Genomic DNA, 17160 nt, shown 5'->3' with positions numbered 1-17160 from the left:
AATTAATGGAACAATTTACATGGTTCATTTATGCCGTTATTTTAACCGGCTTCATGGCATACACCCGTGCCGCGCTCTCAACTTTTACCTTAAGTTTTGCCGCATTAATGGCGGTAGGTACTATCTTTGATGCACTGTCATTTTTCAGTTGGATAATATTTGCAATCATTGCATTGCCCTTGAATATATCTGACTTTAGAAAGCAGTATATTACTCACCCTTTACTAAAAATGTTCAGATCTATCATGCCGCAAATGTCGAGAACTGAGCAAGAGGCTATCGACGCTGGTACGACCTGGTTTGAAGCAGAGCTATTTCGTGGTAACCCAGATTGGAAAAAACTACATAACTATGAAACACCCCGCTTAAGCGTTGAAGAGCAAAGTTTCTTAAATGGTCCCGTAGAAGAAGTTTGTAAAATGACCAATGATTGGCAAACGACTCATGTCGATGCTGATTTATCACCAGAAGTTTGGCAGTTTTTGAAAGATAATAAATTCTTCGCAATGATTATCAAAAAGAAATATGGCGGCTTAGAGTTTTGTGCCTATGCACAGTCACGAGTTTTACAAAAATTATCAGGGGTGAGTGCCGTATTAGCAAGCACCGTTGGAGTTCCTAATTCTTTAGGCCCAGGTGAATTATTACAACTTTACGGCACAAAAGAGCAGCAAGACCATTACCTTCCTCGTTTAGCGGTTGGTGATGAAATTCCCTGCTTTGCGTTGACTAGTCCGGAAGCCGGTTCAGATGCTGGTGCGATCCCCGATGAAGGCATTATTTGTCACGGTGAGTTTGAAGGTAAAGAAGTGCTTGGTATGAGATTAACTTGGGACAAACGTTACATTACGCTAGCGCCCATTGCCACAGTACTAGGTTTGGCTTTTAAACTAAAAGACCCTGACCATTTACTGGGTGAAACGGTTGATTTAGGCATTACCTGTGCATTGATCCCTACAGACTTAGAGGGTGTTATCACTGGCCGTCGTCATTTCCCACTTAATGTTCCTTTTCAAAATGGTCCAACACAAGGTAATGGTGTCTTTGTGCCGCTTGACTATATTATTGGTGGCGCAGAAATGGCAGGCCAAGGCTGGCGCATGCTTATGGAGTGTTTGTCTGTTGGGCGTGCGATCACACTTCCTTCTAATAGTGCTGGTGGTATAAAGTCACTTGCACTTGCTACAGGTGCTTACAGTAGAATTCGTCGTCAGTTCAAGATCCCTATCGGTAAAATGGAAGGTATTGAAGAACCCCTCGCTCGCATTGGTGGCAATGCTTATTTAATGGATGCGGTAACTACCATGTCTACAGGTGCTATCGATTTAGGTGAGAAACCTTCGGTAATTTCAGCCATTATAAAATATCATTTAACTGAAAAAATGCGTATTTGTGTTAATGACGCTATGGACATTCACGGCGGCAAAGGCATCTGTATGGGCGAAGGTAACTACCTTGCTCGTGCCTATCAAGGTGCTCCGATTGCAATAACCGTTGAAGGCGCAAATATTCTAACACGTAGTTTAATTATTTACGGACAGGGAGCTATTCGTTGTCATCCTTACGTTTTAGCGGAGTTAGCCGCAGCAAACCAAACTGATGATGTTATTGCATTAAAAGAATTCGATCACGCCTTGTTTGGCCATATTGGCTTTGCCATTAGCAATGTTGTCCGCAGCCTTTGGTTTTCATTAACTGGCGCTAGAATTTTAAAGGCACCTTTTCGAGACGAAACCTCTCGTTACTATCAGTTGCTCACTCGCTTTAGTAGTAACTTAGCTATGCTATCAGACATATCGATGCTGACACTGGGTGGCGATTTGAAGCGCAAAGAGAGAATTTCGGCGCGTTTAGGTGATGTACTTAGCCATTTATATTTGTCTTCGGCAACCTTAAAGCGTTTTAACGACGAAGGTCGTCAGCAAGATGACCTACCGCTTTTACAATGGGCACTTGAAGATAGCTTGTATGAAACACAGCAAGCTATTGACGCGTTGATCAGTAACTTTCCTAATAAGATAGTGGCACTGTTCCTAAGAGCTATGATATTTCCAGTGGGCAAATGGTTGAAAAAACCTTCTGATATTACCGACCATAAAGTTGCACAGATATTACAAACACCTGGTAAAGCTCGAGAACGCTTAGGACAAGGTCAATATTTAAGCAGAGATCCAGAAAATGTTTTAGGTCAACTTGAGCAAACGTTAGATGACATTATTGCTTGTGAACCAATATTTAAGAAGGTTTGTCAGGCTATTGGTGAAGATCTGCCTTTTTATGCCCTCGATGAAGTTGCTAAAAAAGGCTTAGCCGTTAATGTTATTAACGCTGTAGAAGCCGAGTTGTTATGCAAGGCTGAATTGGGCAGAAAAGTCGCTATCAATGTAGATGACTTTGACTCTGACGAATTAAGAGCACAGTCCGCTAGTCATTAATTTATCAACACGCCATAGAAATCGCCTACAAGGATGTAGGTTTCAATGTGTTTAAAGCCGTATTATCATCATAAATGAGCCCAGCAAACGTGTTGGACTCATTTTTTTTATCGTTAATGTCTTCACAAACTTTATAATTCTAGCGCCCACCTATTACTTTTTGTAACAAAAAATGCTGATAATTTTCCTGCCTAGATTGAAATACCATTAAAAATAAGTTAACTTTATGTTAACTAAAATTATACGACAAAATAATATGTTTTCTACTAAGGAAAGCCCCACTGTAAAAAGACGGAGCAAAGGTGAACAAACACGTTTACTGATATTACAATCAGCCATTGAAGTATTAGCAAAAAATGGAATAAAAGGCACGACTCATCGAGCCATAGCGAGTCATGCAAATATTCAACTCTCTCTTACCACCTATTATTTTAAAGATATACAAGAGTTAGTTCATCAAGCATTTACCTTGTGTTCTTCACAAATCACCACAAAAACAAGCTTAGCTTGGCAGCCTGCCGTTGAACTACTCGCCAATGTAAATAAAACAAGTTTACGTAAAATAAGTGAAAAAGAAAATTTACGTAATAAACTTGCCATAATGGCGACCCAATACTTAGTAAAAAGAATAATAGACTCACCCGTAGAGCTCGCTGTTCAACAATTACTCTTTACCGAAGTACGCGTAAACCGTAAATTAGCCCCTTTAGCTGAGATACACCGTGCGGCCTCGTTAAAACCCATTATTAAGTTATGCGAATTTTTTAATGCTCATGACCCACATATCGATGCTGATATTATTGCGACGGTTTTTACGCAAATAGAATACCGCAATATCAATGTGCCTGTTGAGCAATTAGATACTGATAACATTCAAGCCATCGTTAGCCGAGTCATTGGTTATGCAATGAACTTAAAAAGTTTAGCACTTACCTCTTAAAAGATAATTATCTGATTGTTTTGTAGATGAGCTGTAAATGTTGTAAATTTGTTTCTATATCTGGTCGTACCAATAAAGCTATAAGACTCAATAACAACAATAAGGTTTAAATATGCCCTACCAAGCATTACTCACAAAACACAGTCAGTATTTTGATACTAATGTCACTCGAGATATTTCATGGCGTAAACAGCAACTACAAGCTATAAAAAAACTTGTTATTGAAAACGAAAAAGATATTTTACAGGCTTTACAAGATGACCTTGCAAAACCGACTCTAGAAGCTTGGATCACTGAAATATCATACATAACCAGTGATGTTGACCACACGTGCAAACACCTCAATAAATGGGCTAAACCAAGGGGCGTTAGTACCCCAATTGTGGTACAACCGGGGAAATCATTTATTAAACCCGAGCCACAAGGCACTGTATTAATTATTGGCGCGTGGAATTATCCTTTACAATTAGTATTGGCCCCTTTAATTGCCGTTATTGCTGCCGGTAATTGTGCCATCATCAAGCCTTCAGAGCTTGCTCCTGCTATTTCTGCACTTATTGGCCAACTTATTCCTAAGTATTTAGATAATAACGCCGTTAGTGTGGTTGAAGGCGGTGTTACAGAAACAACCGCATTACTTACCTTAAACTTTGATCACATTATGTATACTGGCAATGGTCAAGTCGCTCGTATTGTCATGGCCGCAGCCGCAAAGCACTTAACGCCAGTGACATTAGAGCTTGGCGGCAAAAGTCCTGTTTACGTCGATGAAAGTGCAGATTTAACAATAACAGCACAGCGTATTGCATGGGGCAAGTGGATGAATGCAGGGCAAACCTGCATAGCGCCTGATTATCTATTAGTAAAAGAAAACCTAGTTGAGCCATTAACACTAGCGTTGAAAGCTCAAATAACCGCTATGTTTGGTGAAAACCCAAAAAATAGCGACAGCTATGGCCGTATAATTAACCAGCGCCATTGTCAGCGTATAGCCACTTATTTTAACGATGGTAAAATTATGGTTGGCGGTGAAAGCGATATTGAAAGCTGCTATATCGCGCCAACTATTATCATTAATCCCGCTTTAGATAGTCCTTTAATGACAGAAGAAATTTTTGGCGCCATTTTACCTATCGTCACTATTGAAGATTTTGATCAAGCAAAATCATTTGTCAAACAAAGAGAAAAACCACTTTCTGCTTATATCTTTAGCCGTAACAACGAGCAAGTAGCACAATGGGTAAATGAAATAAGTTCGGGGAGTCAATGTATTAACGATGTAATCATGTTTAATGCAGTACCTGACTTACCTTTTGGTGGCACTGGCCCTAGCGGTATTGGCCAATATAGTGGCAAAGCCGGTTTTGATAATTTTAGTCATCTAAAGTCAGTACTCAAACGCCCTTTTATTAAAGATATCCCGGTACGCTTCGCACCTTATTCAAAATGGAAACTTAAATTCTTACGTTTCATCCGATAAAAATCTCCCTAAATGTTTCTCAGAGGATGAAATATCTTACATCCTCTGCCACCATTTTTAATCTATCTACTCACTAAAGATAATAAAAAAAAACGCTTTTATCTGCTCGTATCTAGTTTAGCTAGCTGGTTTAATTACCCGAATTAGATGATAGTGTGAATAGACATGACTAATTAGATTTTCAGACACTAAATGAGATTGAAGAATTTTTCTTATATTCACTAATGCCACTTTGAAGACCTAAGGTTTTAGTACCATAACGACAGCTGATGGACAGTAAGCGGTCATAAATTGAGAGTAGAATCACTATACCTAGCGGTCACAATGAGCCTGAAGCAGACCTCCAAAGGTGCCATTCGTATTATGCCACTCATTAACGGTTATGAGTCCAGTTGTAGTGGCTAATGATAAGTACCCTGTTTTAGTATTAATAAGTGATCCCATAACTTTCTCTTAGTCGTTGGTAAGGTAATTGGTACTTATGTAAATGTTGATAAAAAAAAATGCGAACAGCTTGTGTTTACTGGGGTATCGCAAAATTCACATTAAAATTAACAGCTACATATACAGTTACATTAGCCGCAGCTTAAACCGTGTCATTGGTAGAAAATTAACCAAGTGTCACAAAGTACCAAGTAAGCCGTAATTTTTGCAACTCAACTTAATGATCCTATTATCATTTTTATCGCGTTGTGACTCAATGCGACAAATTTTCACACTTAGGTTATTTTAAGCTAAGCACAGTCATTCCCGAGGTATCTGATCGAGTTCTAGGCTTTACGTTTGTGTTTTAGCTTTAATTTTTGCTTTAAATAACGGGCCTCGATAAGCCCATCCGAGGATGGTAATTATTTAGCTAACAAGTCCATAAATTGCATTTCAGACAAGACTTCCTTATCAAGCAAAGCCTTCGCTACAGCGTCAATATGCTGCCAATGCTGCTCTACTAATTGTGAGGTTTTTAAGGTCGCGTCTTTCACCCATTGCTGAATCAGTTTTTCGGTGTGTACTTGAAAATATGTATCTCCGCCCCATTCTTGCAATGCGGTCACGTCCATATTATAGCTATCGGGATGCATACCATATTTTGCAATAGCCGACCAAGCCGACCACATGGCATTTTTTAAATCGCTACTGGCGCCAGTATCTAACCCTTCATCACCAAATTTCTTAACCTGAGCTGCTCGACCTGCTAATGCTACACAAGTACGAGAAAACCAAAATTCCTTGGTATAATCTATATGCTGATCTGTACTGTATGCCACCATTCCCAATGATTGTTCTCGTGGTACGACACTAATTTGCTCAATAATTCGTTCTGGCATTAAAAATTTAGAAATAACCGCATGCCCCGCTTCATGATAAGCGGTTTCTGCTAGCGTTTTTTCACAAGAGTCCAGTGAGCGCTTAGCACCATATTTCAGAATATTAACTTCTTCAACTAAAGTACTTTGATCTATTTTACGATTCCCTTCGCTCAATGCACGTAATACGGATTCTCGGTGAATCTTTTCTAGATCAGCACCACTTAAACCGGCCGTCAACGAGACGATTAATTCCACGTTGATAGCGTCGTCATAGCCCTCATAACGTAAAAATTTATTGATAAACCAACGACGGGCATCTTTATCTAAAAAGGGTACATGTACATGTAAGTCGAGTCTTCCTGAGCGCAATAAAGCATCATCAAGTTTTTCTAATCGGTTAGTGGCGGCAACAATAAAGACAGGTGCACTGGCTTGATTAAAACCATCAATTTCGTTAAGTAGCTGATTTATCAAAGCATCAGCTTTAGGACCGGCATCACCTCGTTTAGGCAGCGCATCAATTTCGTCAATAAATAAAATACACGGTGCATATTTACGCACCCGTTGAAATAAAGGTTTTATAAAACTACCCGATAACAATTCATTGCCAGAGCAAGTAACCATAGGTAAACCGGCTTCACTTGCTAATGCGCGAACTAATGTGGTTTTTCCGGTACCAGGCGGACCAAAAAGCACCATACCTTTAGGTGGTGAAACGCCAGCTTGGCTGAGCTGTTCACTATGACGGAGAATATTAATAGTTTCTTTTAGTCGGGCTTTAATGGTGTCATGACCGGCAATATCAGCAAATTGGATCTCTGGCATATCCAGCACAATCCCCCCACTTTCACCAACATCTTCTATGTGTAGCAATCGCTCACGACTTGGTTTAGAAAAGGTGAGCGTTAAAGTTTTGTCAGTTAAATGACAAGATGACTCTAAGAATAAAACTTCGTGACGAATTTTTAACGCTTGAATTTGTGCTTCGCAGGTTTCATTCCTAAGCAAGGTAGCGATATCATTATCGAGCACTATAGATACCTGGTTAAACTCTGTTTGTGGGTTTAATCGAACAAAGTCTGTTATCGGATCAAGTACTTTTCCGGTTATATTAGCTTTAATATCACGAATATCAAAAAATGGCGCAAAAGTTGTTAGTAACACTCTAACAGTATTGTCGTTAACCGGTTGAAATTGGATCTGACTTTTTTCATTGAAGTGTTTAAGATCAATCGCGAGTTGTTTTTCTACTACCTGTGTTAGCTCTGCTACACCAAGTGTTTTAAATAAAACAATACTACCTTGCGATAATCTAGACAGTAATTCAGCGGGAATAGCTTTTACTTCTCTACCCTGTTCAATTTTTATTTCGCTACGCAACTGTGTGATCATCGCCCCACGCGCTTGTTCGGGGTTGTTCTTAATACTGCTAAGATAATCTGGCTTGTTATAAACCGCACTGCCTAAATTAGAAGTAAACACGACAATCGTTTGCCTAAAATCAATATCTTCTTGTGAGTATTCGTCGGTAATAAAACCGGCAGATAACATACGTAATAACGCTAACAATACCTGTATGTGAGCTTTTTCAAATTCGTCAAACACTATCACAGATTTAGGGTGTTTTTTGACAAAAGCAGTGAGATCACCGGGTGCAGAATCATCGTAAGTTTTCTTTGCTCCTACCAAGCCAAAACTTTCGTTACTATTAGTATATTGAGTCATATCAAACACTTTACATTGATAGTCATCTTTTAGGTGGTGAGCAAAACGCTCAGCTAAGAAGGTTTTGCCACAAGCTGGAGGCCCCGCAAAAAAGAACAAGCCTTGTGGTCGGCTTTGTTGAGGTTGCCATAATCCTTTAACCATACTATCGATTAAATATTCTATAACGTGCTCTTGACCATAAACTTCGGCCTGCAAGGTTTTTTTAAGTTGTTCAAGCGCTTTAAGGTTATCACGATAATCAGAAGGAGCATCCGGTAAACTAAACAACTCAATATCATTTATCCAGCTATCGCTTGCTGCTATGGGTTTAATTTTATCAAGTAGTGATGAAACCTGTGAAGAAAAAGGTATAACAGGGTGTTTCATCATCTCTTTTATTACCCCTTGTCGTAAATTACTTCGGTTTTTATCCGTTAACAGCTCAACAGTAGGGGCTACCGGTAACAACATGTTATTAAATTTTTTATATATTTCGTTTTTATTATCTATTGAAAAAGGTATAAGGCACTGGAAAGCAGATAAAATGTGTTCACGATTTATCTTGTCACTCTTTTCGTTGAGTGAGATATATTTGGTAAAAAAAAGTAATGTTCTCACGAGGTTCTTCCCTGTTCGTGTATATCAAGCATAATTAATGCTATCACGAACTGGGGGGTTTAACAGTACTTGCCTGCTATCCGGCGATAAACTTTGTTAATGAGGGGGAGAATCATATACTTTAAGTTAGTGCTGTTATTTTTATTAGTAAAATGAAATACTTATTGTACATCTGGTATTCCTCAAAGGAATTCACCATTTTGTTGTCACTAATGGCATAACTTTATTATTGAAAGGATTCATTTATGAATTTAAAAAAAACTTACTCTGATCTTCTAGCCGATATCGCAGAACAACATGAAGATTGGTCTGCGACCTCAGAATCTCCCTTCACCATCTCTCGCCAAGCTGAAGAAAAAGTGCGACCACTGTCAATCTCTGTATTTGGTAGTGAAAGTAAAGCCCACTTATTTTTTAACTTATATAACGATAATGCACTATCTGAATTAGCTAAGAAATTTTTACGCGTTCAAAATAAAGATAAAATTCAAACGAATGATGAAGAGTCAGGCTTGGTTATTATTATTGATTCTGATGGTTTTGCCGTGGTTTACGATGCAACCAAAACCAATATTGAAGATTTTACACCACAATTTGAAAACATTGCTGAAACAGCTGATGCTCTATTAATGACGGTTGTGGCTGACGCGTACCAAACAGTTGAAAATGCTGATGTTCCTTCAATAGAAAACACTCAAACGGAACAAGTTGAAAAACCGTCAATAGAACATGTACTTAAACAATATTTTACCGAAAAGGATTATAAATACAAATACCAAGAAGATAAACAACGGTTTGTTTTAGGCTTTAACACAGAACATTACCTAGACGATAACGGTGATCCTAGTTTTAATGTTGTGCTTGATTATTCAGACAAAGGGCTATTGCGCTTTTTAACGCCTTTTTTGTATAAATTTGATTTAAATAAAACCCAATACAGTTTAATTGCTTCGGCGGTTGCATGGTTTCAATTTAGATACAAATTTTTGTCAATGTCACTTGATCCTAGCGATGGTGAACTAAGAATTTCTATTGATATTCCTCTAGCAGACGGTGTTTTACACAAAAGCCAAGTTCATAGAATTATGTCTTTCATTTTACAATTTACCGAAGACAGCTATCAAGAATTATTTTCTTTGATGTTAAGTGAGCCCAATGAAAGCGAGAAAAAGCTCAAAGAGATAATTGCTAACTATAAGCAAGAAATAGAAACAGGCCGTTGGTTAAAATCACTTGAAGATAAGATGCAAGGGATAACTGAAGCACAAAAACAAGCTATTGAGAATATTCTAAATCAAAGTGAAAGTTCGACGGGCAAAGGTGGAATATAATGACGAGCATTCCCAAAAAAAACACCTTTCATATGTTCAAGCGGGCGCTGTTTAATCCTGTTGGTGAATTAATATATCTAACACTATTTTTTGGTGCTGTTACCTTTGCTTTTTTCTGGTTGACGATAAAGTGGCAACTGTTACCTACATCGCTCCTACAGCCTTATTTAACCCAAGAGAGTACTGGTCTTTTTGATGCGCTTGGTGGATGGGCGTTAGGTTTTGCCGGGGCATTGGTTGCTATTCGTATCGCCGGTGTCGCAAAAAAAATTCAAGAGAATGATTCTATACGAGAGCACGTTAACCTTTGGGAAAAACATGTCGACCGTATTTCAGAGTTAAACTCAAAATTAACCCGCTCTATTACTGATACTAAAAGAGCTTGTGCCGCGGTATTACTATATACCAAGGAAGTGAGCAGAGTAAATAATACACTGACGCTAAATAATGCTTTTACGTCGATAATAAAGCAAACAAAAAAACCTGAAGACATAGCAGATCAACTTCAAAAGACGCTTGAAGAAAAGCTTGAAATACTGATAGAAACTATTGAAGAGGCTTTTAAAGATTCCGTCTATCGTTCTGTATTAGGCCTTATTTCAAAGACTAATCCATGTTCTGATAAATCAAGGATCCGTGATGAAGATTTTGCCTCACGATATTTTCAAGACCAAGCAACACGAGAAGATTTGATCAATATAGTCAGTAAAGACACCGAGTTTTTTAATATATTAGAGATTATTAGTAGTCTAGGTGCAAAAAACTTTGGTATAGGCTTGATGGAATTACGTGCTATGCCATTGTTTGAGCACTTCTATAAAGATCTTATGCGTATTACATCTTTTCAGAAAGAGGATAGTAAACAAGATAACAACCATCTTGAAATAGCTGATGCTGCTTGGATATTACTTGGTTTATTGCTTTCTAGAAATAAACCAGATAATTCATATATTAGCCAAAATGATGGTTTTGTGATTCTGGCTTTAATTCTTGGTTCTCTTCCTACGGAAGAGGTCATAAAAACGTATCTAGATACGAAAAAGCCCGAAGTATTTGACGATTACTCTGCCGAAGGTCGAGCCTTTATGCAAAGGGAGATTAGCGAATTGGCAAAGCGCTTATTTTACGTAAAAGCGGAAGAGTTATCAGAAATCAGTAGCTTGATAGAAAAATGTAATAACAATTTAAGCTATTTAGATGTAATGACAAAAAGTACAGGGGTGAGCTCAGAACAGAATAAAGCTAAATTGATAGATGAAAATAGCGATCTAAAAGGTACAGCATCAACACTTGACAGCTTCGAGCAGTCAAAAGACAAAAGAATCCCAACAAATACGAAAAGTTCATCGGCAGACAGTAAGAGTAATGACTCAAAAGACAGCAACTCTTCAGAAAAACAATAATTAAAATACATTATTTTAGAGGTCTTATTTAAAATGAATAATACAGCCAACCATTGGGTTGGCTGTATTTCTTTAGAACACATATTTAAAATCCGCAAAAATACTAAAAACCTAGTTCAGGGTTAGGTTTTAGCTAAACTTTCAGTTTAAGCTCAGGTTAAAAAAAGATTATCTAACCCTAAATGATAGGTCATGGTGGATAACACTATTTGACTAAAAAATAGCGTAGAAAATCCAACGATTACTAAAACACTTGCATAACCTTTTCAGCCCACATGCTCTTGGGGCTATGGAAGCAGATAAAAAGTTGATGCGTTTATGAATAATATCTTTATCACTTGCATGCTTGACCTGTTCCGATAATGCGGCATATATTTGAATGGTATTTTTTACTTGTATTACACTAGCACCATTTTCAATGGCATATAAATCACAAGTTGGCTCGCAATCTAATGCAAAAATCATCGCGTAATTTATCTTTATTAATAACCCACACTTTACTAAACCATTGCACAATTAACTTACGTAAATTATCACGATGTAAGCCGTGCCATCTTTCATAGGCAACAATGACCGCTATGTCGGAGCAGAAGTCATAAGGGCATCAAAGATGCTAACGACTGCTTTAAGTCTTGGAGCTGCACTTAGCAAAGCAAACTCTAACGTCAACGATGCGCACTTTTTTGACGTTAGCTTTTGGTGAGGGCAAAGCTACCAGTGATCATTGTTCTAAGGTCACTAGTTGCCACATTACAGACATTAGGATTCAATCTGCAACGTTAATTTGGATTAGATTTTTGCATGGATAGCGCCCTGTAAAGGGGGAAATTGTAGCTGGCTAAGGTGTGAAGCGGAGCGGTACCTGCCAACTGTAATTTGTCCCACTTGAATAGCTTATAGTTCTACCAAGCCACTTAATAAAGTAACTTGCTTTTATATTAAGTGGAACATGCTTCTATTGGTTACGAATATTAAACAAAAAAAAGCCCCGCAAATTGCGAGGCGAAAGGTTTAATTGGTTGGGGAATCAATCAAACTACGTGTTAATAAAAGTCAAAACCGATATTACACATTTAAAAAATAAAAAAATTAGCTTTTGTATTTTTTAGCAAAGCGAACTATGTTTTGGCCATTACAAACTATGTATCTAACATCACTGTAATTTTCATTAACGAAGTTAAAGCCATTAATCGCCGCATCTGCACAAATTTTTGACGCCTTATTTTTATTTGTTGTAACAAATTTATATTGTGGTTTTGTTACAACTAATTCTATTTCTGCAATTTTAGCTACTTTTTTAGGCGTTTTTGAAAACTGAATTAATGATTTACCGTTACATTGGATAATGTATTGAAGGCCACTATAGTTAATACCTAATTCTTTGGCTTTATCTTCTGCTGAAGTTAAGCCATTTTGCGCTGCAGCTAGACAAACTTGAGTTTCAGCTGAATAGTCAGTTGCGATAAACTTTACATTAGACGTTGTCGCAAATGTGTTTAAAGAAACAATGGCAGTAAGTGCTGGTATAAGTAAAGTTTTCATAAGTACCTCAGAAATTTAAAAAGTTTGGAATGCTTTAATTACCGACGAGTGTATAGAGCTAAAACTCTAATGTAAATAAATCTCGTAATAAAACCACTATTTCGTGATTTTATTTGTGTTTCGCTGTGCTTTGTTCTTTTTTTACGTCATTTAATTACAATACGGTGTTAATCTAACTATATTTAAAGGGATATTAGTAAAGGCTATCGTTTGAAAGGAAGGTTTTTAGCAGGAATTGACTTACCACCGCTTATGTATAAAGTGAAATAAAAGGGGTCAGAGTCGTTTTAAATGAACTATATTGGGGTAGTCGGTTTATGATTACTTTTGCCACACAGCTGACATCAACCTGTGAAGGCTTTAAGTTGATTTGGATTAGATTTTGTATTGGTAACGCTCAAAATCGGCTGCGTTGCACGACTTGTTAGCCCGATAGACTTAAAAAATATCATTTCTTTTATAAAACACTGGTTTTTGTTTACTTATTTTGAAAGATATGGGGACAGGTTTGGTTTTCGGGTCCATAAAATTTATGGCTGTCATTGCTTGTATGTGTAAATGAGGCTGAGAGGTGTTCCCCGAATTGCCTATCTTTGCGATTTCTTGCCCGATTTTAACGCTATCTCCTTCAGCTACTAATAAGCTGTTATATTGAAGATGCGCCATTAGTATAAATATATCAGTTTCTGTTTTAATGACCACATGATTACCCGCAATATTTTGTCGATCGGTCTCACCTATCTTTTGATCTGGAAGTGAATTTTCAATTGATACGATCACTCCATCGACGGGAGAAAAAAGAGATTTACCAAACGTCTTATATTTCTGTAAGTCAGTTATTTGTTCAAATGGTAGCTTTCCATCTTCAGGAGCCAAAATATCCATAGCGTATTTTTGCGACCCTACAAAATGGTGATGGTTTATTAACGGACTATTGCCACCATGAAAAACATACCAATCGCCTTTGAATGGAGGAATCAGTACAATACTATTAGTAGATTTTACCGGAAAATATATTATGGCGAGCTGATAAATTAAAAAAATCAAAAATATGGAAAGGGTAACATTGAGCGACTTACCTATTTGTTTCCGAGGCACCCAATCCAAAAGACAGAGTGTAACCACTGAACCCCATATCATGACTGTGATGACAGTAAAATCAGTAGACGAAAATTGAATCGGTATAACTGCTGTGTAAATACAATAGCCAATAATAATCCAAGTCGCATTCCTTAGAAAACCCTGACGAAGGTAAATGCCCGATCCTTGCCCTCTATATGAAAAACCCCAATCAACCTGTTTTTTTACAAGAGAAACAATAAACGTCACTATCATGGTTATTGCAGATAAGAGCAGGAATACAAATAAGTAGTTAATTAGCATTCCTGATAGCGTAGAAAACGCTAATAGAACAACCGGTAAACACAATACAATCAGTCTAAATTTTTTCATCCCATCTCCTTATGGCAGTGATTTCGTGGTCAACAGCTTATTATGGATACTTCTCAGTAATGTCAGCCCCATAACCTTAATTTAATTCGGAGTAATATCCCACAATTTCAATCCTTTAGATACTAAAAGTGTTTGGTTTTTGTAAGTGCTTGGATATTACTGAGACTCCTTAGTAATATGACAGGAATGATTCATTAGAAAATATATCGCTAAATTTATAACTGTAATGTCCGCTGTGAGCACAAAGTGATCGTTAATACTTTTCAGTCTCGACAATTTCTCAGCGAGCATCAACCCGTTGACTAAAGATAGATTTGGTTCGAAAATATCATCTACTGAAGGTGTTGATTCTAATGGTCCTACTTGTCGAGATAACCTCATTTGTAATGTCTATTCACATAGCGTTTTCTAGTAATCGCTGGATAAATAAAGAGCGACGACTATTATTCGCAGTTTAACCAGTTCGTGTGCCAATAAAAATACAAGCCCAACAGATAGTCGTTCTAATGTATCCCATCTAATGATGAAAAGTAAAATAGCAACAGCCACGGTAACTTCAGAGATACGACAGTTAAAATACTTCTCGATGACATGAAGTTGCCATAATGAAGATAAAGGGTTATCGCTATTTAGAGGTCTTTAGAGGTCTTTAGAGGTCATTTAAAATGATAAAACCTTTTACAGAAAACTGTAAAAGGTTTTATTGGTGGTTATCTTAACAGTCAGTGTTTATAAAAATGACAACAACTCTTCGTCTAACTGCATTAACGTTTTAGGGTCTGCCATCATGGTGATTGCTAACGATTTAGTTCTTGGCAACATGCGCTCAAAATAAAACTCTGCGGTTTTAATTTTTGCACGGTAGAAGTCTCTGTTCTCAACATCAGTTGCTAATTTTTCATAAGCCGCCTGCGCCATTTGTGCCCAGAAATAAGCCATAACGATGTAACCAGAATACATTAAATAGTCAACCGAAGCAGATCCGACCACATCGCGGTTTTTCTTTGCTTTTAATGACAAACTTAACGTGTTTTTCTGCCAGCCGGCAACAGCTTTGCTCAATGGCCAAATAAATTGATTCATCTGACGTTTATGAGGGTTACTTGAAATCATGCTTTTTTCTTTACAAAAGCCTAAGACTTCCATGGTAAAGTGTTTTAAATACTTACCGCGATTTAATAAGATTTTACGTCCTAATAAATCAAGTGCTTGGATACCCGTTGTTCCTTCATACAAAGTAGCTATACGTGTATCACGAACAATTTGCTCCATACCCCACTCTTTGATAAAGCCATGACCACCAAATATTTGTAAGCCATGATTTGCACTTTCTGAACCTAGTTCAGTGAGGAATGCTTTTAGAATTGGCGTAATAAAACCTAAACGGTTATCAGCTTTACGGCGTTGCTTATCATCTTTCAACATTTGGATGTCGTCAACTATCTTCGCCGTATAATAAATCATAGCACGGCCACCTTCAGTGATCGCTTTTTGCGTCATTAGCATTTTACGAACATCAGGGTGAACAATAATTGGGTCAGCAACTAATTCAGGTTTTTTAGCACCGGTAAGTGAACGCATCGACAATCGTTCTTTTGCGTAAATTAACGAGTTTTGATAAGCAAGTTCTGCAGCACAGATACCTTGTAAAGCGGTACCAACACGTGCGGTATTCATAAAGGTGAACATACATTCTAAACCTTTATTTTCTTTACCGATAAGTACGCCTTTTGCACCATCAAAATTTAAAACAGCGGTAGCTGAACCTTTGATACCCATTTTATCTTCAATAGAGCCACAAACAACATTGTTACTTTCGCCAATGTTACCTTGTTCATCAACTTGCATCTTAGGAACAATAAATAATGAGATACCACGCGTACCTTTTGGCGCATTGGGTAATCTTGCTAAAACGATATGAACTATGTTTTCAGTTAAGTCATGCTCACCAGCTGAAATAAATATTTTAGTACCACTAATACTAAATGTACCATCATCGTTTAACTCAGCTTTTGTTTTAACTTGACCTAAATCTGTACCACATTGTGGTTCAGTTAAACACATAGTGCCGGTCCAAGTACCTTCGGTAAGCTTAGTTAAGTAAAGCTGCTTCTGTTCTTCAGTACCGTGTAACTGTACCGTATCCATAGCACCGTGGCTTAGACCAGGATACATAGCCCACGACCAGTTTGCCGTACCCATCATCTCTGACTTTACCATGCCTAGCGAAGCAGGAAGCCCTTGGCCACCATGTTCAACAGGGTGAGACAAACTCTGCCAACCACCGTCAACATATTTCTGATAAGCTTCTTTAAAGCCTGTAGGCGTGGTTACTTTACCATTATCAAAAGTACAGCCTTCTTTATCGCCACTTTGATTTATTGGTAATAATTCATTTTCACAGAATTTTGCACACTCTTGGAATATCGCATCAACCAAGTCAGGTGTCGCTTCTTCAAATTCTGGATACTGCTTATAATGGTCATAATAATTAAAGACATCTTCAAATAAAAACTTCATGTCTGTGATCGGTGCTTTATAACTGAGCATGTATCTCTCCAGTGCTTTTTAAACTATTTATTTAACTTCTTTCGAATATAACAGAAAACCAACTGGTCATACCACTGTTTTTTGCTAATAAATATTTATATATTTGTAAATAGAACTTAAGTGTAGAAGACAACTGAATTTATTGAAGGGAATAAGTGTGTGCAATTTTAATTAATAATAAAAATTTAAGCTTTTCTATATAAGAAATAAATAGCATATTAACAATAATATTAGCTCTGTAGCTTGTATTTTAAGCCGTGATAACAACAATCGCTGCAACAGGCTGCTTCGCATATAGGAAGGAAATCAAATTGAACGGTTATATGTTTAGTCATTTGTTTTATAGAATTTGAGGTCTTGAGGTCTTGAGGTCTTGAGGTCTTGAGGTCTTGAGG

The 17160-nt window shown here is 37.4% G+C and carries 10 protein-coding genes; 5 read left to right on the top strand and 5 right to left on the bottom strand.

The annotated features are described in order from the left end of the window. The first annotated feature begins 5 nt into the window (after positions 1-5). The 3 genes from fadE (at position 6) to H4J76_RS13205 (ending at position 4855) form a co-directional block, all read left to right on the top strand. Positions 6-2435 (top strand): acyl-CoA dehydrogenase FadE, encoded by a 2430-nt coding sequence (gene fadE, locus H4J76_RS13215; RefSeq protein ID WP_182230791.1) that lies wholly within the window; start codon positions 6-8, stop codon positions 2433-2435. Positions 2436-2661: 226 nt separating this feature from the next. After that, positions 2662-3375: a TetR/AcrR family transcriptional regulator gene (locus tag H4J76_RS13210; protein WP_070373898.1), complete on the top strand. Its 714-nt coding sequence runs from the start codon at positions 2662-2664 to the stop codon at positions 3373-3375. A 112-nt stretch (positions 3376-3487) separates the two neighbouring features. Next, positions 3488-4855, top strand: a complete 1368-nt coding sequence (locus H4J76_RS13205; RefSeq protein ID WP_182216133.1) for an aldehyde dehydrogenase family protein — start codon at positions 3488-3490, stop codon at positions 4853-4855. Between the two features lie 848 nt (positions 4856-5703). On the opposite strand, the gene H4J76_RS13200 is transcribed toward H4J76_RS13205, so the two are convergent. Then, positions 5704-8487: an AAA family ATPase gene (locus H4J76_RS13200; RefSeq protein WP_182216135.1), complete on the bottom strand. Its 2784-nt coding sequence runs from the start codon at positions 8485-8487 to the stop codon at positions 5704-5706. A gap of 245 nt (positions 8488-8732) precedes the next feature. Here H4J76_RS13200 and H4J76_RS13195 point away from each other — a divergent pair, with 245 nt between their 5' ends. Together H4J76_RS13195 and H4J76_RS13190 are read left to right on the top strand one after the other, a co-directional pair. Further along, the gene (locus tag H4J76_RS13195) at positions 8733-9818 is read left to right on the top strand and encodes a hypothetical protein (protein ID WP_182216137.1); all 1086 of its coding nucleotides are present in this window, start codon (positions 8733-8735) and stop codon (positions 9816-9818) included. Next, positions 9818-11221, top strand: a complete 1404-nt coding sequence (locus H4J76_RS13190) for a hypothetical protein (protein ID WP_182216139.1) — start codon at positions 9818-9820, stop codon at positions 11219-11221. The genes H4J76_RS13195 and H4J76_RS13190 overlap by 1 nt, the downstream gene beginning before the upstream one ends. Positions 11222-11434: 213 nt before the next feature. Here the strand turns inward: H4J76_RS13190 and H4J76_RS13185 are convergent, their stop codons facing one another. From H4J76_RS13185 to H4J76_RS13170, 4 genes are all read right to left on the bottom strand, one after another. After that, entirely contained in the window at positions 11435-11686 is a 252-nt protein-coding gene (locus H4J76_RS13185) for a hypothetical protein (RefSeq protein WP_182216141.1), read from the bottom strand. A gap of 624 nt (positions 11687-12310) precedes the next feature. Then, positions 12311-12763 carry a hypothetical protein gene (locus H4J76_RS13180; protein WP_182216143.1) on the bottom strand — a complete coding sequence of 151 codons (453 nt, stop codon included), beginning with the start codon at positions 12761-12763 and terminating at the stop codon, positions 12311-12313. 438 nt (positions 12764-13201) lie between these two features. After that, the gene (locus tag H4J76_RS13175; RefSeq protein ID WP_182216145.1) at positions 13202-14215 is read right to left on the bottom strand and encodes a M23 family metallopeptidase; all 1014 of its coding nucleotides are present in this window, start codon (positions 14213-14215) and stop codon (positions 13202-13204) included. A gap of 729 nt (positions 14216-14944) precedes the next feature. Next, positions 14945-16765 carry an acyl-CoA dehydrogenase C-terminal domain-containing protein gene (locus H4J76_RS13170; RefSeq protein WP_182216149.1) on the bottom strand — a complete coding sequence of 607 codons (1821 nt, stop codon included), beginning with the start codon at positions 16763-16765 and terminating at the stop codon, positions 14945-14947. Between the last annotated feature and the right edge of the window lie 395 nt (positions 16766-17160).

The sequence above is a fragment of the Colwellia sp. BRX9-1 genome (assembly GCF_014077195.1).
Taxonomy (GTDB): domain Bacteria; phylum Pseudomonadota; class Gammaproteobacteria; order Enterobacterales; family Alteromonadaceae; genus Colwellia_A.
The sequence above is the reverse complement of the archived record's forward strand: the minus strand, read 5'-3'. Positions and strand labels throughout refer to the sequence as shown.